At 35.6% G+C, this 23,780-nt stretch carries 18 protein-coding genes and 1 riboswitch; all 18 genes read left to right on the plus strand.

What is annotated here, in order from left to right:
- Window positions 1-37 precede the first annotated feature (37 nt).
- The gene (fliD, locus tag ACMCNP_RS08000; RefSeq protein ID WP_419316159.1) at window positions 38-1,801 is read left to right on the plus strand and encodes a flagellar filament capping protein FliD; all 1,764 of its coding nucleotides are present in this window, start codon (window positions 38-40) and stop codon (window positions 1,799-1,801) included.
- A 48-nt stretch (window positions 1,802-1,849) separates the two neighbouring features.
- Window positions 1,850-2,305, plus strand: a complete 456-nt coding sequence (gene fliS, locus ACMCNP_RS08005) for a flagellar export chaperone FliS (RefSeq protein ID WP_419316161.1) — start codon at window positions 1,850-1,852, stop codon at window positions 2,303-2,305.
- Between the two features lie 2 nt (window positions 2,306-2,307).
- Window positions 2,308-3,939 (plus strand): glycosyltransferase family 9 protein, encoded by a 1,632-nt coding sequence (locus ACMCNP_RS08010; RefSeq protein WP_419316163.1) that lies wholly within the window; start codon window positions 2,308-2,310, stop codon window positions 3,937-3,939.
- Between the two features lie 40 nt (window positions 3,940-3,979).
- The gene (locus ACMCNP_RS08015; RefSeq protein ID WP_419316165.1) at window positions 3,980-5,866 is read left to right on the plus strand and encodes a CgeB family protein; all 1,887 of its coding nucleotides are present in this window, start codon (window positions 3,980-3,982) and stop codon (window positions 5,864-5,866) included.
- A gap of 23 nt (window positions 5,867-5,889) precedes the next feature.
- On the plus strand, window positions 5,890-7,644 hold the full coding sequence (locus tag ACMCNP_RS08020; protein ID WP_419316167.1) for a glycosyltransferase family 9 protein: 1,755 nt from the start codon (window positions 5,890-5,892) through the stop codon (window positions 7,642-7,644).
- A 10-nt stretch (window positions 7,645-7,654) separates the two neighbouring features.
- Window positions 7,655-8,284 carry a hypothetical protein gene (locus ACMCNP_RS08025; RefSeq protein WP_419316169.1) on the plus strand — a complete coding sequence of 210 codons (630 nt, stop codon included), beginning with the start codon at window positions 7,655-7,657 and terminating at the stop codon, window positions 8,282-8,284.
- A 154-nt stretch (window positions 8,285-8,438) separates the two neighbouring features.
- Entirely contained in the window at window positions 8,439-10,922 is a 2,484-nt protein-coding gene (locus ACMCNP_RS08030) for a glycosyltransferase family 2 protein (protein ID WP_419316171.1), read from the plus strand.
- A gap of 211 nt (window positions 10,923-11,133) precedes the next feature.
- Entirely contained in the window at window positions 11,134-12,255 is a 1,122-nt protein-coding gene (gene aroB, locus ACMCNP_RS08035; RefSeq protein ID WP_419316173.1) for a 3-dehydroquinate synthase, read from the plus strand.
- Entirely contained in the window at window positions 12,231-13,619 is a 1,389-nt protein-coding gene (locus ACMCNP_RS08040; RefSeq protein ID WP_419316175.1) for a cation:proton antiporter, read from the plus strand. The genes aroB and ACMCNP_RS08040 overlap by 25 nt, the downstream gene beginning before the upstream one ends.
- Window positions 13,620-13,622: 3 nt before the next feature.
- A complete protein-coding gene (gene xerA, locus ACMCNP_RS08045) occupies window positions 13,623-14,621 on the plus strand; it encodes a site-specific tyrosine recombinase/integron integrase (protein WP_419316177.1) in 999 nt (332 codons plus the stop codon).
- A 54-nt stretch (window positions 14,622-14,675) separates the two neighbouring features.
- On the plus strand, window positions 14,676-17,396 hold the full coding sequence (locus ACMCNP_RS08050; RefSeq protein ID WP_419316179.1) for a [protein-PII] uridylyltransferase family protein: 2,721 nt from the start codon (window positions 14,676-14,678) through the stop codon (window positions 17,394-17,396).
- Between the two features lie 89 nt (window positions 17,397-17,485).
- Window positions 17,486-17,680, plus strand: a riboswitch (cobalamin riboswitch).
- A gap of 285 nt (window positions 17,681-17,965) precedes the next feature.
- Complete coding sequence (locus ACMCNP_RS08055; RefSeq protein ID WP_419316181.1) at window positions 17,966-18,148, plus strand: hypothetical protein; 183 nt, start codon at window positions 17,966-17,968, stop codon at window positions 18,146-18,148.
- A gap of 68 nt (window positions 18,149-18,216) precedes the next feature.
- On the plus strand, window positions 18,217-19,503 hold the full coding sequence (locus ACMCNP_RS08060) for an outer membrane beta-barrel protein (RefSeq protein ID WP_419316183.1): 1,287 nt from the start codon (window positions 18,217-18,219) through the stop codon (window positions 19,501-19,503).
- 148 nt (window positions 19,504-19,651) lie between these two features.
- The gene (locus ACMCNP_RS08065; protein ID WP_419316185.1) at window positions 19,652-19,906 is read left to right on the plus strand and encodes a hypothetical protein; all 255 of its coding nucleotides are present in this window, start codon (window positions 19,652-19,654) and stop codon (window positions 19,904-19,906) included.
- Between the two features lie 60 nt (window positions 19,907-19,966).
- The gene (locus ACMCNP_RS08070; RefSeq protein ID WP_419316187.1) at window positions 19,967-21,157 is read left to right on the plus strand and encodes an aminopeptidase P family protein; all 1,191 of its coding nucleotides are present in this window, start codon (window positions 19,967-19,969) and stop codon (window positions 21,155-21,157) included.
- Between the two features lie 102 nt (window positions 21,158-21,259).
- Window positions 21,260-21,829 (plus strand): elongation factor P, encoded by a 570-nt coding sequence (gene efp, locus ACMCNP_RS08075; protein ID WP_419316189.1) that lies wholly within the window; start codon window positions 21,260-21,262, stop codon window positions 21,827-21,829.
- Between the two features lie 30 nt (window positions 21,830-21,859).
- Window positions 21,860-22,372 (plus strand): acetyl-CoA carboxylase biotin carboxyl carrier protein, encoded by a 513-nt coding sequence (gene accB / locus ACMCNP_RS08080; RefSeq protein ID WP_419316191.1) that lies wholly within the window; start codon window positions 21,860-21,862, stop codon window positions 22,370-22,372.
- Window positions 22,373-22,434: 62 nt separating this feature from the next.
- Window positions 22,435-23,775: an acetyl-CoA carboxylase biotin carboxylase subunit gene (gene accC / locus ACMCNP_RS08085; RefSeq protein ID WP_419316193.1), complete on the plus strand. Its 1,341-nt coding sequence runs from the start codon at window positions 22,435-22,437 to the stop codon at window positions 23,773-23,775.
- Window positions 23,776-23,780: the final 5 nt, after the last annotated feature.

Below are 23,780 nucleotides of genomic sequence, written 5' to 3' on the forward strand. Positions count from 1 at the left end.
ATGTAACGATAACTAATAAATATAAGGTGAATAAAATATGTCTATATCAGGTCTAAGCGGTTCGACCGCAGCCTATCCTAACCAAGGTCTGATTACTATGGGAACCGGTCCCGCGTCCGGAATTAATTATTCAAAGATACTTTCCGCTTTACGGCAGTATCTGTCTGAACCTATAACCGTGTTGCAGATGCAGGAAGGGGTTTACAAGGGTCAGTTAAGTGCATGGCAGACGATGGGGACGAGTTTGAAGAATCTTAACAACGCTGCGCAGGCTTTAGCAAATCCCGATATTATGCAAAATTATACCGCTAATTCTTCAGATACTTCAGTAGCAACCGCAACGGCTTCTTCCTCCGCTCTTCCGGGGACATACTCTTTTACGGTTAATCAACTCGCTCAGGCTGACGAGATAGGTTCTCAGGGAATAGCCTTAACATCTACTACCGTTGCCGGTTCGGGGACTGGTACGTTTGACATAACCGTTAATGGCACAACGACCGATGTTGCTTTAGATTCTACCACCGGCTATACTCTGTCTGATTTGGCGCAGTCTATCAACAATGCCGGTGCAGGCGTGAACGCCGCAATAGTAAACGATGGAAGCGCAAACGACCCTTATAGGCTGGTTTTAACCAGTAAGACTGCGGGAACTGACAATGCAATTTCCATTACGAATGATCTATCCGGCGGTGCCGTCAACCTTAATTTAAATTCAACGAGTATAAACCCGACATACTGGGATAATCAGGTTGCATCAACGGATGCTCTACCGTCTGATACGGGAACTTATACGGGAACGCAGACCCAAACGTATACATTCACCGCTCAAAATAGCGGAACGGTCGGAACCGATGCGATTACTTACGATTGGACCGACCCATCGGGGCAGTCGGGGAGTTTTACTGTCCCTTCAACCGAAACCGGAACAACTTCTTATTACATAGACGGCTCTACTTCGTCAAATTCCACTAATAGCGGTTTAGAACTTACCTTTAATAATGGTCAAACTGTTTCGACGGGCGATAAGTTTTCGTTAGATGCTTTTAATTTTCAAATGGTTGCCGCTCAGAATGCCGTTATAGATTACGGAAACGATTATATAACCAGTCAATCCAATACCGTAACCAATGCAATACCCGGTGTTACTTTAAACCTTACGGGAACGGGTTCGGCATCTATAACCGTTGCTTTAAACAGCAGTACAATAAATTCAGACGTAAGCAATTTTGTTTCAAGCTATAATAAGCTAATATCAGATATAAATTTGCAACTTCAGTATAGTGCCAAAACAAAATCTACCGGTCCGTTGGGTGGCAGTGCAACCCTCATGACGTTAAAGAGTTCTCTTATGTCGCTTATGGCATCGGAGTCTCCCGGCTTAACGGGGGATAACGGGCTTGCTTCAACTTACGGAATAACTGCGGACTCATCCGGTTCGGGGGAAATTAAGTTTAGTTCGTCCACGCTTGATTCCATATTAACCTCTAATCCCGCGCAGGCACAGCAATATTTTAGTTCCTTATTTGATGGTTCGCCGAGTGCAGACGGCGTGGCACAGGCAGGGGGTATGGTAACCTATTTAAACGGCTATACGAATCCGGCTGTCGGCACTATTCAATATAAAGAGGCGGGGATAAATAGCGATATAACTAATCTTAGCAATCAAATATCGTTAAAGCAAAGCTTAGTCCGGGAGCGAATGGGAATGTACGCAAAAGAGTTTTCGCAACTCGAATCCTATATCGGTCAGATGCAGAGTACAAGTCAATCTTTAGCAAGTTCAATTAATCATTTACCGTGATTGACATGAATAATACATAAATTAATCAGTATATTAAGGAGTGAAACGATGCGAAATAGCGGTTACAACTATGACAATTACCAAGATACCAATGTAACGACGGCAAACCAGGGTAAGCTTATTTTAATGGCATATGAAGGGGCAATAAATTTTGCTAAGATTGCGAAGGAAAAATTGTCTGTTAACGACTATGCCGGAAAGTCGATTAATATATCCAATGCAGTTGCGATAATAAACGAATTGCGTTCAAGACTCGATATAGAAAAAGGCGGAGAAACCGCTAAAAATTTAAATGATTTATATATATTTCTATCGATGCAATTAACTACGGCAAATTTAAAAAAGGATATAAGCAAGATAGATGAAGCTGTAAAAATTCTTGAAACACTTCATAACGGCTGGGTTGAAATTGTAGAATTAGAGAAAAAACGAGCATTAGACGGCATAAATAGCGTTAGCGACGGGGCGGATGTTGTTAATTTAACTGCTAACGTTTTAGCTTAGTCGTGCCCCGCGATAATTTTTCCAGAATCGTTTTATTCCAACGGAGAAGAGTAGGCGATTTTTTCCAGAGTCTTCCCGCAATCAAGAATATATTGTCGGGATTTGACGATGAAGATCGTTTATATATGGTAGTCGATAAAAGCATTAAAGTATTACGGCCTTTTTTTGAACCGAATATTGTTTTGATGGATTTAGGCGATTTTTTTAAGGAGTTTTACAATATAGATTTAGGCGTAAATGCGGATGTTAATTTTCTTGATCTTGAGAGTGGAGCCGTTGTTTTTGATGCAGCCGTAAATCTCAATTACAGTTTGATAAATTCTTTGGTTCTAAATATAATCCCTGCCGGATCGAAGTCCGGTTTTATAGCAAACCGAAAAGGAGACGGCAGGCGGAAAATAGTGTATCCCTTAAAAGCGGCAAACTATTTTTTTAACTCCATAAGACATAGAGACCAAAACAGAATTAATATTGCAGATATATTTTGTCTTTTTAGCCCCCATTTTTATCCTACCCGCAGAAAAATACTCGGCAAAATGGCATTGACGTTTGATAGATTTGATAAAAAGAAGAAATGTGATAACGGCATTAAAAGGATTATATTTGCCGTAGGAGCAAGCTCTATAAAAAGGCAGTGGGACGGCTGCGAGTTGGCGGAGATTATCAGGTTGATACACGTCGATTATCCTGATTTTGAAATTATATTGGTCGGTTTAAAAGAAGAGTCTAATTATGCAAAACGGATTGAAGACGATATAGATTTTCATATTTTAAATATCGTAGGCAAAACATCGTTACCTGAGGTCATTGAAATTCTAAAAACCGGCGACATTTTAGTTTCTCCGGATACGGGACTTTTGCAAATTGCATCTTTTATAGGGCTTAAAATAACGGCAATTTTTCTCGGAAATGCAAATATATACGAAACAGGTCCGTATATGGAGGGTTCATACGTCATTTCTCCGATTATAGATTGCTATCCCTGTTTTGAGCATTTAAAGTGCGAGTTCGATTACGAATGCAAAAAAAGAATTAAGGCGAAGGATGTTTTTAACGTCGTTAAGTTAATACTGTTGGTTGGCGACGATGACTTTTCTCTGAGGGATTTAGAAAAAGGTTTCGGGGAAAACAGGTTTAATCTTCATAGAATGTCCGGCAATATGATGACCTTCACGCCTACCTATATACTTTCACCCGTTTCGGTATTTAAGTCGAAGATTGATAAGACGGAACTTGTTTCCGAGATTTTTAAATTTGAATGGTTCAGGATTCTTTCGGGTAAAAAAATTGACGTTGGTTATAATGGTATAATCAGTTATTTAACCGAATATTTTATATTAGATTTAGATATTGTTAAATTAGTTAATGATGATATAATGTTTATTAAAAACATAGCGGTTGACGCATTAAAAATAAGAACAAATGAAATTTCCGATAATTTTATCTTGCTTTTAAAAAGTCTTGCAATAAATTATCCCCATTTGTCACTTTTGCTCAGTTATTTTATTAACGAGATTCAATTCGGTATTGACATGAATGATAAAAACTATATAGAGTCGTCTTTTGTCGATATTGCCTGTTTTTTAGAAAATGCGCATATTACGCTGAATAAGATAGGCTCTAACCGGATATAGCGTGGTTTAACATTGATCTAAAACTTTATTAATTATATAAATGGATTTTTTTAAAACAAATTTAGAAAAAATAAAGCGGAAGAATATTAATTTATATAATTTATTAATTTCCGGTAATAATTTAGATTTAGAATTTAACTTAGCCGTTATAAAAACGAAAAAGGAGGGTCTTAATTCTCTAAGGATAAATAACATTACGATTCATTCCGTTTATGACCCTGAAAGCGAAGCAATAAAATGGGTTAAAGCCAATTTGAATGTTTCCGGCCATAAGTCCGGAAGGATTATAATATTCGGTTTGGGGGCAGGTTATCATGTCAAAAAAATAATAAAAGAACTGCTTCAAAAAACCGGCAAGAAGGGCAGAATGCCGGTTATCGACGTAATAGAACCCGCATTGGAAACGCTGTTGTTTTTATTAAAAAACTTTGACTTTTCCGATATATTAGATTATATCAACATAATTATTTACGATCATGGTGAGGATATCGAGTCGGAGAAAAGCCTTAATTTGTCCGAATATAATCTTTTATTGTTTTCTCTTCCCAGTTATCAAAAAATATTCGGCGATATTTATTCATTAATATTTAAAAAGTACACCATCGGTCAGCTTTTCAATGTTTCAAAATTTAAAATATCCGTCGTTCAGCCGGTTTACGGCGGTTCTTCTACGATAGGAAATTATATCCATAAGGCTTTTTTAAACGAAGGATACAATGCCGATATTATCGATTTTTCACATTTTTATCAAGCATATAAATCATTCGAGAACTATACTGCGAATAGCACCGACCTTGAAGCGTTAAGGCAGAGTTTTTTTAATGTTTTGGGGGAGACATTAATGGTAAAAATAAGGGAAAATCCCCCTGATTTAGTGTTATTTATGGCTCAAGCACCCGTTAACCAGGCGGTCTTATTAAAAATAAGGGAAATGGGTATCAAAACTGCCTACTGGTTTGTCGAGGACTTTAGGCTAATTACGTACTGGGATAAAATTGCCCCGTTTGTCGATTATTTTTTTACGATTCAAAAAGACGATTTTTTAGAAAGATTAAAGGGATTAGGCATAAATAACTATTATTATATGGAACTTGCCTGTCTTCCTGATTTTCACAGAAAACTGAATGCATATGAGATTAATAAAAAGGATATGGATTTTTACGGAAGTAACGTAAGTTTTGCGGGGGCGGGGTATTATAATAGAAGGAACATGTTTTTAAAACTTACTAATATACAAGGTTTTAAAATATGGGGGAGGGATTGGGACACAAACTCTCCTCTCGGTTTATTTATAAAAAATAATAATAACGGTTTTACCGAAGAAGAGGCAGTTAAGATATATAATTACGCAAAGATTAATATCAATCTTCATTCGTCGAGTTATCACTGGGACATAAACCCGGAAGGAGATTTTTTAAATCCCCGTTTTTATGAAATTATGGGATGCGGGGGTTTTCAACTTGTCGATTACAGGAAATATATGGAGCCTGAGTTTGAGCCGGGTGAGGATTTCGCGGTTTTTAAGGACATCATAGATTTGAAGAGAAAAATAGCATACTATTTAGAGCATGAAGACGAAAGGGACGAAATAGCGAGGCATGGATACGAGAAGGTCGGAAAATATCATACATACGAGAGACGTGTAAGGGATATAATGAATATTGTCCTAATCAATTCTTTCGATAGTTTTAAATCTAAATTTATTTCCCGCAGGGTAGGCATTGATAAACTACTCGACGAGATAAAAGAAAACGAAGAATTATATAATATTATTAAGTCTATGATAGACAAAGGCTTGATAAAGGGCGGAAAGGTTTCGGTGGACGAGTTGGCGGAATATGTCAAGTCGGGTGGCGGAAGGCTTTCGAAGGCGGAAGCAATACTTTTGCTTATTCAGCAAATTAGACAAAAAATTACTATTTTTTAATTTTTATTTTGGTTATTCACTAAATGAAATCAGTAAAAATATTAATAATAAACCTTACGAGAATGGGAGATTTGATTGAATCTACATCTCTTTTTAGAAAAATTAAGGTGGTTTATCCCGATAGTTTCGTTACCCTTATTGTACTGCCGGAGTTTTATGAAATAACCCGATTTTTTGACTGCATAGATGAGGTGGTAACATTTGACATAACGAATATATCCGGCGATATATTTAAAAATAATTATAATTTTAACTATAGAATATATGATTATTTAGAGAATTATTTAAGTAGATTTACCGAGACAAATTATAAAATCGTTTTTAATTTGACGCATGATGTAATGAGTTCATATTTTATGTATTTATTAAAAGCCGATAAGTTTGTCGGTTTTTCGAGGAGTAGGGAAGGAAATCTAATTCAAATTGGAGAAATAGTACTTTTTTTTACGGGTGTCGCAAAGATAAGAAAGGCGAGTTGTATAAATTTGGTAGATATTTACGCGGAGATGCTGCCTCAAAAAGTGCCTACAAGAAGGGTTTATTTAAATACTTCAAAAAAACCTGATGCCTACGAATCTGCTAAAAAGATTCTATCCGAGAACGGCGTTAAAGAGAACGATATCGTCGTATCGTTTGCCGTGGGGGCATCGTCCGAACTGAAAAAATGGAAAAAGGAGTACTTCCTTGAGCTTGCAATGCTATTGATAAAAGACGATAAAAATATCAGGATTTTAATATTAGGCGCAGAGTACGATAAGGTTACGGGAGAATATATAAAGGAAAACATGAAAAGCAAATTTAAAGATAATATCGTTGATCTAACAGGGAGAACATCGGTCTCGGAACTTGTAAATGTCGTTAAAAGAAGCGATATTTTGATCACTAACGATACCGGAACAATGCATATTGCCGCCGGTGTGGGAACGGATATTATAGTTATTTATACCGGTCAGGCCGGATATTTCGAGACCGGTCCTTATGCGGAGAATCAAGTACTGATTTTGCCGAATATTCCGTGTTTTCCATGCGATTTTTCGGTTAAGTGCAATAACTTTATATGCGCAGATTATATTATTCCGGATAGTATTTTCAAAATCGTTAAATTAAAGTTAGAAAATAGGCTTGAAAGAGAAAATCTGGAGGGTTTAGACTTAGGGAAAATTAATCCGCTTATATCCAAGTTTGATAAATTCGGATTTATGGATTATATCCCTTTAAAAAAAATAAGGCTTTCCTTTAACGATTTGAGGTTAAAAATATTTAAACTGTCCATGGAATCAGTGTTAAATAAAAACATCCCGGACACCGTTACAAAAGGAGATATCACTGAAGTATTAAATAATTACTCCGATAATACAGATGAAGATAAAAATATATTTTCGGATATGACCGAATTGCTTACGATCGCGGATAAAATGATTAACTTTTGCTCTAATGCCATGAAGGATTTAAAATCTATCCTGAAAGATATAACCGGTTTGAGAATAGATTACAATAAAGCAACTGCCGCCCTGAATGCGATTGAAAATTCGGATCTAAATTTGCTTTTTAACGGCCTTATATATGACGAGCTTTTTGTATTAAACGTTATGTATAAATCCTGCAAACAAAGTATTGCCAGCTATGATCTGTTTGGGTTTTGTGTGGACTCTCTTAAGAATTTTTCCAAGTACAAACTTTATCTGCAAAATTATAAGAGATTGATTTTGGAGTTTAATGAGGAAATGATGCGCAATATTTCAACGAGGAGTAACGAAAAATTTAATCTTAACAAATGAGGTTTTATTTATGATGAAGATAAAAGTAGATGAGAATAATGTGGATTTGTCCGCCCTTAGCGATAAGTCGCACACCTTGTATGATTTTATTTCTAACGATATTGCAGGTTTTATACCTAAGGGTTCGGTAATTAAAGATATATATTTGAACGGAATTAAATTTGACGAGTTGTTGGTAAACGACGAAAAAACTAAGACTATCAGGATAGACGGAGATGGAGAGTTAAATGTCACCACTATGACTTCAAGCGATTTGATTAAGGAGTCTATTGCCGCTATAAAGAATTATTTTAACGATCTGTCAATAAGCTTAAATGAAGTTTCCGATCTTTTGAGGGTTGGAAACGATAAGGACGGTTTTAATAACTTTGCGGCGGATTTAAAGGGCATAGCATCATTTGTTCAGATGATGGATAAAATTGCGGTATTTTTAAAAATAGATTACTCGATTTATACTTATAAAGAAAAGACGATAAAGGGATATTTTGACGATTTGGAAGAGACTTTGTCTAAAATTTTAGAAATGCAAAAAAACCGCGATTATATTATGCTTGCCGATACGATAGAGTTTGAAATGGAGCCTGAGCTTGAAGTATGGCAGGAAGTACTGGAATATCTTAAAGATGAATTGATACTTTAACGGAAACATCGGTCAGATCTGAATTTACGTTGATATATTTAAAATTCTCCCTTATAAAAGCACCCCTGAAGGAGTCAATATGTGAGGGTGAAAATATTATCAATTTAAGAAATGGTAAAATTAAACATAAGTTATTTTTAATAATTAATCAATTATGATAGATATATCCGTCGAAGAAAACATGGGGAAGCTCGTGAAAGAGATAAAAGAGCGGTTAACTCATGAAAATATCGTGAATGAAGAAATTGACACAGACTATTTGAAATTTGGGAGTTTTGAGGAAAAACTTGTCGAAAATAATATATTAATAACCAAATTAGAACAGGGTCTGAAATCGGTAATGATTACGTTAGTGTCAATGGATATCGCCGTGAGAGCCGTAAACGAGGCAATATTCGCCGCGGGCGGACCGCCGGTATTAAAATTTGACCCTGAAACGCTGTCGCTTGATATAGACGGTAAACGATCGGGCAACTCGCACGGAAAGTTAGATTTTTTATATTTCAAAACCTGTCTTTTATCTCTTCCGTTTAATTTGTTAAAAGAAATAACCGTTAAAAATATTATAGAAGAATTTGACTATAATGAGAATGAATTTATTTTTAAGGAATTTTATCGGCTTATAGCATGCGGAGGCAAGTTATATATAGAATGCAAGGATATTCCTTTTTACATAAATTTTTTTAACCAGTACAATAAAATAAGGTCAAAGTCCATTGACGCCATAGACGAGATTACCGAATATGAAAAAATTATAAAAAAGTCGGCGGATGAACAATACAATTTTTTTTCACCGGAAAATATGTTGGATTATTTTTTAAAGAATAATAAGTTAAACTCAACCTATTCCTCTGAGCTCTTAAGGGCGTATCTTGAGTATTGCGGGTTTGTAAGCGTATTCTCAAAAACGACTATAGGTGAATATACGGCTGGAAAAATTAAAATAAACGCCGTTAAACTTGGTTTGAAGGAACTTGCGAGCATGCCGAAGAGAGTTTTGCTTAAAATGAATTCGGATAAATTTGAAGATTTATTTAGTTTCAGTGTTTTTATAAGAAATTTGCATAATGCCTTTAATAAATGGGACTTACTGCTTGTTATCGATAAAAACCGCGACTTTTTTAAAAATAATGTCTACTTAAAATACTTAAGCAACATTATACCCGAAGAATCGGTGGATTATATTATTAATACAGAAGATGCGGATAGTCTTCCTGAAATAGATTATCCCTTAAAGCATATTGATAGCGGCAAACCGGATGTATTTTCCGATAATGATGATATAAAAGCCGCCAATAAATTTTTAGAAAATCATGGTGTAAAAGAGAATGAGCCGTTTCTTATATTAGACGGCGAATACATTAAGACCGAAGAGCAGAGGCCTATTTTAAATCTAGCCGCGAAGGATTTTCCTTATTTCAATTTAAATGATTTTAAAATTTTGAGTTTTAATTTTAAAGGCGGAAACGATAGCGGGCTTTCATTGAAAATAATAGCGGAAATAATTAACATGTCTTCTTTTTATGCCGGCGGAGGTTTTATGTTTAAATTGGCGGACGGATTATGCGTTCCGTCCTACGACTTAATGAGCGATAAGGTCAATTATGCGAGGAGTAATGAAGGTGAGGCTGTCTGCTATGACGTATCCATAATAATTCCTGTTTTTAATAATATAGACTATACCAAAAATTGCTTAACGTCCATATTTAAAAATCATCCCTTGGTTAATTTTGAAATAATCGTCGTAAATAATGCTTCGACGGACGGTACAGAAGATTACTTAAAGGGGCTTTCTTGTCTGAACAATTTTACCGTAATTAATAACAATGTGAATTCGGGTTACGCAAAGGCCTGCAATCAGGGTGCCAAAGCGAGCAGAGGCAAGTATCTGCATTTTCTAAACAATGATATGATTGTTTTTAAAGGTGCAATAGATGAACTTGTCAATACCGCTTTTAAAGCAGGTAATCGCTTCGGGGCTGTAGGTTCTTTATTGTTGTATTCGGATGGAAAAATTCAGCATGCAGGGGTAGTTTTTGTAAGCATAGACGGCATAGTTTCTCCGTATCATCAGTATAAGGGGATGGGCATTTTCGGATGTGAAGAATTATATGCCAAAAATACGATAATGTATAAGAAATATAACGCGGTTACGGCTGCCTCCATTCTTTTAAAGAAAGAGTTGTTTTTTTCGATCGACTCGTTTGATGAGATATACAAAAACGGGTTCGAGGATGTGGATTTATGTTTAAAAATAAAAGAAGCACGAAAAGATATAATATTTAATCCCAGAAGCATGCTCGTTCATTTTGAGGAAAAGACGGAGGGGAGAAGAAAATATGATATAGAGAACGGTTATCATTTGCTTGATAAATGGCAATTCAGATATTCAGACGACGACTATATTTTTGCGGAAAACTGCGATTTCAAAATATTCAAAAATTATCTACATTCAAATGTAAAATATTATACTATTCGCGATCTTAAAAAATTGGAAAGTGACGCAATGTTATGTCTTAACAGCGGCGATTATAAGCGAGCAGCAGAATTATGTGATGATATCTTGGCGTACAACAGACTAGACATAAGGGCTTATAGAAGAAAAATGGATTTAGAGAAATTGATTAAGAAACCTTGATATTTTAACTTTAGATTTTTTAGAATTAAACTTCCAAGACAAGGAACACTGCGGATAATCAGAATATTGCAGTTTAAACCCTCTTCGGTAAGTATTTTAATAGTTGACGGTATTAGAGACAGCTTCCTTGAAAAAAGAAAATTAATAAAATATAATATAGCATAAGCGCAGGTTTCCGAAAAATAAATACGGAGCTAATAAAATCCTATAAATGAAAATAAAAGTAGATTTGAGCCGTTCCGGCAGTGGATATGGGTATGAAATTTTAATCGGTTCCGACATTATAAATCCTAAACCGAAAGGCGAAATTACTGATATTCTTAACTCAGTAGGGTTGAGGGGACGCGCTTTTGTTATAACGTCTAAAACCGTTTCGGATTTATACGGCAGCCTTATCACTCATTTTTTTGAAAACGCCGGTATTAATCCTGTAACTATTATCCTGCCCGATGGTGAAAACACTAAGAGTAAAAAATATCTTTTTCATATTTATGACGAATTAATTAACGGTAAGGCAGAGAGACGCGACTTTATAATAGCCTTCGGCGGTGGAGTCGTAGGCGATTTAGCAGGATTTGCGGCGGCAACATATTTGAGGGGTATAAACTTCATACAAATGCCCACCACTTTACTTGCGGATGTCGACTCAAGCGTCGGAGGTAAGACCGGCATAAATCATTCTAAGGGTAAAAATCTTATCGGTGCTTTTTATCAGCCCAAGGTCGTTTTAATAGATACGGGCTTGCTTAAAAGCTTAGATGCAAGGGAACTTGCTAACGGGTTTGCCGAGGTTATTAAATACGGTGTCGTTTTAGACAGTAAGTTTTTTTCATATCTCGAAAATAATTGCGATAGGGTCCTTTCTTATGACGAGTCTGCTCTTGCATATGTAATAGAAAGGTCGTGTGCCATTAAAGCCGACATAGTAAGCGAGGATGAAAAAGAAGCCGGAATCAGATCGGTGCTGAATTTCGGTCACAGCATGGGGCATGCCGTAGAAGCATTGTATAATTACGAGAATATAAAGCATGGCGAGGCTATATCTATAGGGATGATTTTTGCGACTATGTTGTCTAAAAAAATAGGTCTTTGTACCGATGAAACCGTTACAAGAGTTAAAAATCTCATTGAAAAGTCGGGGTTGCCGGTCAAAATTCCTGAATTTACGGCTGAACAATATGTAAACGCAATGAAATTAGATAAAAAGGTAAGCGAAAAACAGATTAAGTTCGTTTTAATCGAAGACATAGGGAACTATAAATTAAAAAAATTAGACTTTGGGTTTATACACGATTTTATATTTGATATATGCACGAAAACAGTCAACAGATAATAATAACTGCAATTTTTTTACTTTCTATCGCCTCTATAGGGGGTATTTTAACTAAATATCTCAAGATTCCTTACACCTCCATTCTTGTCATAATCGGATTTATAGTAGGCATTCTTCATATTTTCCCAAGCTTAAAAATTACCCCTTCTTTAATATATTATGTTTTTCTTCCCATTATTATTTTTGAAGGGGCGGTCAACATTAAGTTGCGTCCCTTAATATCCAATGCCCTCCCTATAAGCCTATTGTCGGTATTAGGGACGATAATTTCTACTATTTTTACAGGCGTTGTTATTCATTTTGTTTTGAGTTTTCCGCTAAAACAGTCCTTGATTTTCGGAGCAATAGTGGCTCCGACCGATCCCGTCTCCATACTTGCTTTGTTAAAAAACAGGATGATTAAAAAAACCAACATTAAGAATAAAGATATTGATATAGGTACCGATGCCGGTTTTTCCGGAGGTATCGGCGGTAAAAGTCAAAATGTTGTCGTTGACGGCAAAGACGATATAGAAACTCTCCTTGCCGGCGAAAGTATGTTCAACGACGGTATTAGCCTTGTTTTATTCGAACTATTTTTGGCTTTAAACTTTAGCGGTTCCGCTTCCATCTTTTTACATGGCGGTATAATTCATATATTTCAATACGTATTCGGCATAATAGGGGAATCGACGCTGCGATTTTTGTATTCGTCAATAGGTGGTTCGATACTCGGAGTATTACTAGGTTACCTGGCATCCTTTATACTGTCCATTATAACCGATTATTCTACGGAAATTATGATATCGCTGCTTTTAGCTTATGCATCGTTGATGCTGGCGTACTACATCGATGTATCCTTTATTATGGCTATTATATTTAGCGGGATAGTTCTAGCTAACTACGGATTTAAAAGAAAGGTTTCCGATAGAACACTGCAGGTGTTTCCGATAGTAATCGAATATTTGACTTTCATAATAAATTCTCTTTTATTTTTAATAATAGGCATAGAGATAAATTTATTTAAAATTTTTGATTTGTGGATTATATCATGGTTTGTAATAGTATTAGTCATATTCTCTCGTTTTATCGCCGTCTATTCTATCTCGCCGGTAATTAATAAAATCAGGAATAGATTTAAGATATTTTTTCATAGCATAACCATTAACGAGTCGTATAAAAAATTTCTCGTTTTTGGAGGTCTCAAGGGTGCCTTGCCCATAGCCATGGCATTATCTTTGCCTTTAAATTTATATATGCGTTATAAAATAATTACTTATGTTTTTATAGTGGTTTTATTTTCCTTGACGATCCAGGCGATATTTTTTGATATATTTGCCAGAAGATATTTTAAAGACAAACAAAATTTGACAAAATCGGATTAAAAGATGAAAGAAGCAAGAAACGGCGGTGCAAAAAGGATAGGAAACATTAAAAAAGACGAGCTTGAGGGTCTTATAGGGGAATATATTTCATTTTTAAAGATAGAAAGAGGGTTAAGTCTTAATACTATATCCTCTTATTACCTTGATTTAGTAAAATTTTATGGTTACGTAATGGAGGAAAAAGTCGATTTTAAAACACCCTCTCCATTTTTCTTCCAGGATTTTTTAAGTTATCTTGAAAAACAGAATCTAAGCGGAAAAACTAGGGCAAGATTTTATTCGTCGATAAAGGGATTTTACAAGTTTTTATTCAGACACCGGATGATCGGCGAATTTCCGTTTAAAGATATAGGATATCCTTTTGTAGTGAGGAAATTACCTGATTTTCTTACTAAGGATGAAATAGGCAGGATTCTATCCGTAGATTTCACAAAACGGTATGCAGAGAAAAAGGGATCGGTTAAGAAGGAGAGGAGTGCTGTTGCCGATTTTATGAACGTGAGGAATAAGACGATATTAGAACTTTTATATTCCAGCGGATTAAGAATTTCCGAACTGGCGACTATAAAGCCGGACAATTTTAATTTTGATATGAATTTTATCAGGGTATACGGCAAGGGGCAGAAGGAGAGAATGGTTCCGTTCGGGACCCCGTTTAAAGACCTTTTAAAAACCTATCTGCCGTTAAGGCAAAAATATGAGAGAGGCGATAAAAATTATCTGTTTATAACGGAGCGAGGGTTTTCGCTAACAAGACAGGGATTGTGGAAAATAATTAAAAAGGCGGCGGCGCTTGCAAATATCGGTAAAAATATTACTCCTCATATGCTAAGACATACTTTTGCCACACATCTTTTAGAAGGAGGGGCAGATTTGAGGTCTATACAACAAATGCTGGGGCATTCTAGTATATCCACTACAGAGATTTACACTCATACCGATATAACGCATATAAAGGAGCAGCACCTAAAGTTTCATCCGAGAAATATTCGAAGGAAATGACCGCGTAACAAACAAGGAATAAAATAAAAAAAATGAAAATGAAGGGGGAGCCGTTTGACGCCGCAAGATTTAAGGAAAAGGATCTTATCAAAATATAAAAGCTTAAAAGACGACCTTCTAAATTATGATTCCTTTCACACTGCGAGAGAGATCTCTATGTTTTACGATTCCATTATTACAGAGGTTTTTTCCGGTATTAACGGTCGGGAAGATTTTTGTGTAACGGCGGGCGGCAGTTACTCCAAGCTTGAATTGTGCCCATATTCGGATATCGATATAATGATAATCATAAAAGACGGTTTGAGTCGGGAAAACACGGCAAAAAATCTGAGGGATTTTTTTTATCTATTCTGGGATGCCGGAATAGATATTGCTCGAAGCGTTATGTCGGTTATGGACGCAACTCTTCTTATGAAAAAGGACCTGAGTACATATACATCATTCATCGATGCAAGGTATATATGCGGAAACAAGGATTTATTCGGTGATTTTCAAAACAGGTTGGAAAAAATAGACGCAAAATCCATTTTTTTGGTTGAGTTTATGAAAAATTTAAGGCGAAGAAGGTTAATAAACGTTATGGCGGATAACGACATATTTCTCCTGGAACCCGACGTAAAAGAAGGCATCGGTGGGCTAAGAGATTGTTCTTACTGTGAATGGGTATGTCGTTTGAATTTTTCTGGAAGCACTTCGAATATGATATCGAGCATAATTTTCGGAAAAAATAAATTTTTAACGGGTGAAGATGAGAAAATAGATAAAGATGTAATAACCGAAACATTGAGGGCTATTATGCCGAATACATCTTTAAGCGCAAGGGATATTATCGATATTTATAACGGAAAGAAGTTCGTGCTAAAGGTTAGGATAATGATGCATCTGCTTGCGCAAAAAAAAGTCGATAGGCTTACTTTTGATATTCAGGAGGATATTGCAGGGGCATTTTATTATAAAGACGGCAAATTTTTGAATAAAATAGAATATTTTATGCATGACTATTATTTAAATGCTAAAAATATACACATAGTATCTATGCTTATAATAAATCTCTTGGTGAAACCGAGAGTTTTAATACGAAAACATAACCGAAATAATAATTCCGGTTATGAAACTAACGTAAATTTGGAAAAAAATCTATATTTAGAGAACGGTTTGCTCTCCCTGCATGACAAGGATTTATTTATGTCTGACGTAAATAATATTTTCAATCTCATTAATACATACAGATTAACCGGATATAGATTAGAGACGGAATCCGTCAATTTTTTAAAAATAGCGGGAGAGAAATACTGGAAATTTATTAAAAATAACGGTTTTGCAAAAGACTTTTTTGTAGGTCTCCTAAAAAGTAAAAAAAGGGTTTATCAGACCCTGCTGATTATGCATGAAACGAAAATATTGAGTGCGTTGATTCCGGAATTTGAAAAGATAAATTCCCTTTCGACCAATGATGTTTATCATATTTATACGATAGATGCCCATTCTCTTAACGGCGTATATTTTTTGGAAAATATGGTCAATTTGAAAATCCACAGGGAGTTTAAGGAGATATTTAAGGATTTGAGTGGAGACGATATACTTATTTTGAATTTCTCTCTCTTGTTTCACGATATAGGAAAGGGTTATTCCGCCCGTCATGAGATAATAGGCGCCGGAATTGCTGTAAAAATTGCAAAAAGACTTGGATTGAGTAATAATATTCGCGATTATATCGGATTTTTAATTTTAAACCATTTTCTTCTACCGTTGACGTCGGAAAGAAGAGACATTCATGATCCCGCAACCATTAAGTCCATTGCCAATACCGTCAAGGATGCGAGGCATTTGAAGCTTCTTTTCATTGTAAGCATTTGCGATTCGATGGCCGTATCAAAGACAAGGTTTAATTCATGGAGAAAGATGCTTTTAACGGAGCTTTACGACAGAGTCTTATCGTTTTTAGAAAATACCGAAGGATATTTAAAGAGCGATTTGTATTATATCGAAGAGGTGTATAAACTTGCAGATGGCTTAAAAGGACACAGGGGTTATAATTTTCTTAACGGTATAAACGATTTAAAGGGATTTATAACGGATTATGTCGATAAATTTTATTCACCCAATAAATACTTGACGAGAGAAAATCCTAAGAATATTATGCTTCATTTGAAATTATTTTCTAAAATTTCATTGAAGCATGGGTTTAACTTCGTAGCCATACCGCACATAAAAGAAGATTATTATGAGATAGTTATATGCGGAGAAGACAAGAAGACCATATTTTCAGACATAACGGGGGTTCTTTCGTTTTTTGATTTTAATATAATGAGTGCCGATATTAATACTAGAAAAGACGGAAGGTTTATCGACACGTTGTTCGTAAATCATACATATAAAAATGTCGGTGAAGATGTAGACTGGCACAGGTTGAGAAATACCTTTTTCAAAGTTTTTAACGGAAATATTTCGTTGAATGAAATGTTTAAAAAAAAGGACAAGAGCGAAAGCCTGTATAAAAAAAGTACCCCCCGCGTTTTTAATTCGGTAGAAATTTATAATAATATAAGTGACGAATTTACCGTTATAGAAATCACGGCATTGGACAGAAAAGGACTGCTTTACGACCTTGGGAGGATCTTCAACGGATTTAATATAGATATATTTGTTTCTAAGATAACGACCCAGGGGAATAAGGCTTTTGACACTTTTTACGTAAAAAACGACTATGGGAATAAAATTAAAAATCCACTCCATATTAGAAAAATTAAACAGACGATTATAAGAGAAATATAATAATCCAATCGTTACATGCAATGAATTATATCGTAAGCCGTTTTAAATTTTTTCTTGACAAGTATCAATGTATTGTATATATTAAATCAAGAAAAATTGTCTTAATTGTTAAGGGAAGCAGGTGTAAATCCTGTGCTGTTCCCGCAGCCGTAAGAACTGATAACGGTTTATAAAAATCGTTATTCAGAATATTCAGATATGCCACTGGCAAAATTTATATATGCCGGGAAGGCGGAATGTTCGCACGTTTAAGCCGGAAGACCTGACTTTCAAGACGCTTTAAATCAATTAATCTTAATTAGCGGGAGGTCTAATTATGTTTTCATGCCAATATTTCCTTTATTCATTTTTATCCGTTAAATTCTTTAATTTTTCGACATAAAATATGTGTCTGATACCGATCGTATCGCTGTGATAAGCAACGTCAATCGAAACGCTTATACTATTTGCTAAGGGTAGCCGCGAAATTTCTTTGCTTCAATATCCCTTGGAACGTAAATAATATCAGATATATCGGCACGACCTCCGTTTATTTCGATACATGTAAATTTGATAGGATTGAAAAAAATATGGCGAATATAGCTTTCAATAAAGAGATAGAAAAACTTGCAAAAGAAGGCATTGACGGTAACGGTTTTATTTCGTGGGAAATAAAGATAGATGAACTTTTGAATCTGTTAATGCTGGATTATCTGAATGAATTAAATGCGCTTGATAAATTGAAAAACAACATTAATGATATTGAAAAATGAAATACAGTAAACAGTCAAAACATAAAAGAATATTAAGATATTTTATTTTTGCATGCGCGTGTTTGTTTGTGTCGATAGGTTTTTTGAATACTTCATACGGCTACAAATACAATGCTATTTTAACTTCAAAGATATCAGACGGAAATTCTCCATTTTTTGCGGGAACAAAATTGTACGGAACTTTTGCTTCGTCTTATACATTTAATTTCGCAACACCATCAACGACCATTGCTTTTCCTTACGGTAATAAGAATGAGAACTGCACAGATGATTATCAGATAAACGGACCGACTATAAATGAATTTGACATTACTATTTCAAAAGAACCGCCCGTTAGCGATAATTTCATAACATCCGGTTTTAAGATTAGTTTAGATACGGGACAAAATATTCGAGACGTCGGACCCTATACCGGTAACTATTCCTATTATACCCGCGATATGTACGATAAGCAATCATGGGGTTTTAGACAAGCCTATATTTGTTTTAGATTTCCTGTCGGTTCCGGCTTAAAAATGGATATCGGAGAGAAAAATTATTCAATAGGTTATGAGTCTTATAACCTTTCAAGGACATGGAACAATACCTATTCGCTCATAGCAGCGGCAGAACCGGGCGGATTAACCGGTATATTCTTAAATTATCATTTTCTTAAAAATTTAAAAAGCACAATAGGTATCGCTTTTACCGATAGCGCGATGTTTCCTATCGACCGATACCCTACATACGAATTCAGTCTCACTTATAATCCACTGAACTATCTTGTGTTTTATGAAGGAATGGTCTACGGAGCGGAAAATTTCATTATATACGGTAATAATTTAATTCCCGATAATCTAAATAAGTTTTTTTACAACTTTATCGGCGCAGAATTTTCGTATTTTGAGGGCTATGATTTCGTTTTAGATTATGAAGCAGGTCTGAACGGAGGGATAAACAAATCATTCGTTTATAACAACGCAATAAATATTAACAGCCTTCCCTCTTCAGGCGCGTATCCGAATCAGTTTATTTCGACGTCCGATTCAACCTTCAACAAGAGTCGCTTTTCCGGAGTCGCTTTTTATATTCATCATTATAAGGCGTATAATTTTGGAAGGCTTTCTCAAACTTTAAGGCTGACCGATGTTTCAGACCCGCAGGGCCTATGGGAAACTGCAAGTATTCCCGGAGAGGCGTTCCGTTATTTTGATTATACGTTAACCATAGGATTAAGACCGAATATTAAAATTATGAAGAATATTCAATATAGATTGGAATTTGAGCATCAGCTTTCGAATCAAGATATTTACGGAGACGGGAATCCGTCTCAAAATATGATGAATTTCATGATGATATATACGTTTTCACGGTAACCGTTACGTTATCATTTTTTTTAATCGCAATGCTCTTGTAAATTTGAAATAATATGATAAAATACACTTAAATAAGTAATTTATAAGTCGGGATTCGGAATGTTTTTTAAACTTGACTAATACCGACATATTATGGTAAAAAATTAATATGGCTATAGAAGAGAAAACAAAGACATTTGCTGGAATATACGAATCCCAGGGGCATTATGAGGATGCCTTGAATATTTACATAGACCTTTTGAAAGGAAGTCCTTTAGACGAAAAATTAACGGAAAGCATTAAAAGATTGCAGTCGTTAATTCAAGAAAAGAATAGCGAACGAAAGAAGATAATGGATACTCAAATATCCGTCCTTGAAGGTTTCCTGCATAAGACATATGCTTATAAAAATAGTCCTGCATAAACATAACGAGATGCCTTGTTTTTATATTGACTCATACTCATGTTGAATGTTTACGAGCGCGTGACGTCTGCAATCGATAAAAAAGCCGCCGGGATTTTAATTAAAAAACCCTCTAATATATTTTATATTACGCATTTTTCCGGCGAGGGTTACGTTTATGTTTCAAATAACAGAGAAATTAGTTTATATATCGACGGAAGATATACGGAGAGAGCAAAGAAAGAGTGCGTCGGGGATATAAGGATTATCGGCATAAGAGAGGTTTATAATGATATTGCGGGAGATATATGCGGTATTATTTTTAACGATAAATTTACGGATAGGGCGATTAATCCGGGTAACGCCGATGTAGGCAATAATAAGTCGACCGTTATTTTTGAATCGGATTATTTTACGTATGAAGAGTTTTTGGGGTTTAGAGCGGGATTTAAACGCAGAGTTAAATTGATTCCGTCTCATAATGCGATATCTAAGATAAGGTCGTTAAAAGATAAAGAGGAACTTAGCCTTATTATTAAGGCGGTTTCTATCGCAGAAAAATCTATGATAGATTCCCTGAGGATTTTATTGGGTTTCGACGTTCCGGATATAAAAACTATTTTGCCTTATAAAACTGTTGATTCAGGCGTATCTTCGAAATCCGTTAAGTCGGAACGCGATTTGACCTTAATTTATAAAAAGAGCTTAATAGATAGCTATTCTAAAGAATCTTTTGAGACCATAGTGCTTTCCGACAGTAATTCCAGCTTGCCACACGGCATATCGTCGGATGTGGAAATAAATAAGAGCGGCATTTTGCTTTGCGATTTCGGGGCGGAACGAAACGGTTATAAGAGCGATGAGACTATAACGATTCATTTGGGAAATCCGGACGGCAAGTTTTTGGATGTTTACAATACGGTTTATTCGGCTCAGCAGCTTGCTGTTTCAAAAATAAAGCCGGGGGTTAAATTTAGTTATTTGGATAGAACGGCAAGGGATTATATAGAGAAAAAGGGTTATGGTAAGTATTTTACTCATTCTCTCGGGCATGGTGTAGGGCTTGATATTCACGAACATCCTTACGTAAGTAAAAGAAATGATGATATCGTCTGTGAGGGAATGGTTTTCACCGTAGAACCCGGAATATATATAGAGGGGGAGTTTGGCGTAAGGATAGAGGACATGTACTACGTAGAAAAAGATAGAGCAAGGCTTATTACTAATATAAATAAAAGTCAATGTAGACTTATAGATATGGGCATTATTTAGCTATGAAGTTTTAAATTAATGAAATTATCGGTTGATTTTTATTCTATATTGTTTTAAATTATAGAATTGCAGTTAAGGAATACAAATAAGCGGAGGTTTTCAGTGTACCCTACTACTAGTTTTAAAAAAGGTTTAAGGATAGAAATAGATAAAGAGCCTTATGAAATTATAGATTTTCAGCATGTAAAACCTGGAAAAGGCGGGGCTTTCGTAAGGACTAAATTAAAAAGTCTTATTTCCGGAAAGGTAATAGATAAAACGCTAAGGGCGGGAGAAAAGGTCGGTATACCCGATATCGAAGAGAAAAATATGCAGTATCTATATGCCGAAGGCGATAGTTTTATTTTTATGGATAACGAGACATACGACCAGATAAATATAGATAAAGAATCGTCGGCCGAAAGTGCCGATTTTTTGTTGGAGAATATTCAGGTGAACATTCTATATTACAACGGTAAACCGATAAATATCAATGTTCCTAATTTTATTAATATGAAAATAATACGAACTGAGCCGGGATTGAGAGGGGATACTGTTTCCGGTTCGAATAAACCGGCGGTGCTTGAAACCGGTCTTGTAATCAACGTACCTCTTTTTTTAAACGAAGGGGATATGATAAAAGTAGATACCAGAACAAAATCATATATTGAGAGAGTAAATTCTAAACAATAACTTTATCATACAAAGGTTTAAGGAAGAGATATGAATATAAAGGATATAAAAGACTTAATAAAATTTGTTAAGTCTAGTAAAATTAAGGAATTTTATTATAAAAAAGGCGACGAAGAAATTAGGATTGAGTTAAGCGGTGAGGGTACTCATAGGCATAATTTAAAAGAAGTGGTTTTCGAGAAAAGCGAATATGCCTCTCAAATTTCCGAAGCCGAGCAAAGCGACCTTACCGACTTTGCAATGCGCAGGTCGGAAATATTGGAAACAGAGCTGACGAGCGGAAAGGCAACGGGGAATGACAAGCTTAAAGAGATAACCTCTCCGTTTGTAGGTTCTTTTTACAGGTCGTCTTCTCCGGAAAAATCTCCTTTTGTCGAAGCGGATAGTATAGTGGAGAAAGGGAATCCGGTCTGTATCATAGAGGCCATGAAAATAATGAATGAAATAGAAGTTGATATAAAGTGCAGGGTTGTATCCATTTTGGCGGAAAACGGGCAGTTGGTAGAATACGGACAGCCGTTATTCCTCGTAGAACCTCTATAAGTAAAAAAAATAGATATATTAAAAATAGCTCACTTCTTCACGATTCATAAATCAATAAAAATATGTTTAGAAAGATTTTAATAGCGAACAGGGGCGAAATAGCCGTCAGGATTATCAGGGCATGCAGGGAGATGAATATAAAGACTGTTGCGGTTTATTCTACCGCCGACAGAGACAGTCTTCATGTGAAATATGCGGATGAAAGCATATGCATAGGCCCTCCGCCATCCTTAAAAAGTTATCTTAATATATCGTCTATAATATCCGCTGCGGAAATAACCGATAGTGAGGCTATTCATCCCGGTTATGGTTTTTTATCGGAAAACGCTAACTTTGCGGAGATTTGCGAGAATTGCGGTATTAAGTTTATAGGTCCGACCTCTTCTAATATGAATCTTTTAGGAAATAAAAGAAATGCAAAGAAGTTAGTAAAGAGTCTTGGTATTCCGGTTTTGTCAGGTAGCGACGACATAGGGGGCGATGAGGAAGATATAAAAAAAGCAGCCGAACAAATCGGTTATCCATTAATACTTAAGGCATCTATGGGGGGCGGCGGAAGAGGTATAAGAATGGTCCTGACGCCGGCTCATTTATCGCAGGCTTATCATCAGGCAAGACAGGAAGCTCAATCCTTCTTCGGAGATAAAGACGTTTATTTGGAAAAGTACTGTGAAAATCCGAGACATATAGAGTTTCAGGTACTCGCGGATAGGCACGGCAACGCTGTATATCTTGGAGAAAGAGATTGCTCTATTCAAAGGAGACATCAAAAGATCATTGAAGAGGCACCGTCTATTGCGGTAAAATCTGCTGCAAGAAAAAAAATGGGGGACTTAATACTAAAAGTAGTTAAAAAAATAAATTACGTCAATGCGGCTACCTTTGAATTTCTCTTGGCAGATAACGGAGAGTTTTATTTTATGGAGGTAAACACGAGGATTCAAGTAGAACATCCCGTTACGGAATTCGTAACTAATACCGATATCGTTAAAGAACAGATAAAAATTGCAAACGGAGATAAGCTTAAGATTAAACAGGACGACGTTAAGATTAAAGGTCACAGTATAGAGCTTAGAATTAATGCCGAGAATTCGATAAATTTCAAACCTTCACCGGGTACGATAACATTTTATAATAAACCGGGCGGTTTAAACGTAAGAGTCGATGACTTTATTTGCTGCGGCTGCAATATTCAGCCTTTTTACGATTCTTTAATAGCAAAACTTATCGTTTATGATACGACCCGTTTAGGCGCCATAAACAGAGCTAAAAGCGCTCTTAATGAGTTTAGGGTTGAGGGGATAGAGACAAATATCCCGTTTCTGAGAAAAATGTTGAACGATAGCGATTATATCTCCGGTAAATTTGACATAGGGTATGCTCAGAGATTTATAGAAGGATAAAGAGA

It is taken from the genome of Candidatus Acidulodesulfobacterium sp. H_13 (assembly GCF_048541835.1).
In the GTDB taxonomy this organism is placed as follows: domain Bacteria; phylum SZUA-79; class SZUA-79; order Acidulodesulfobacterales; family Acidulodesulfobacteraceae; genus QIJE01.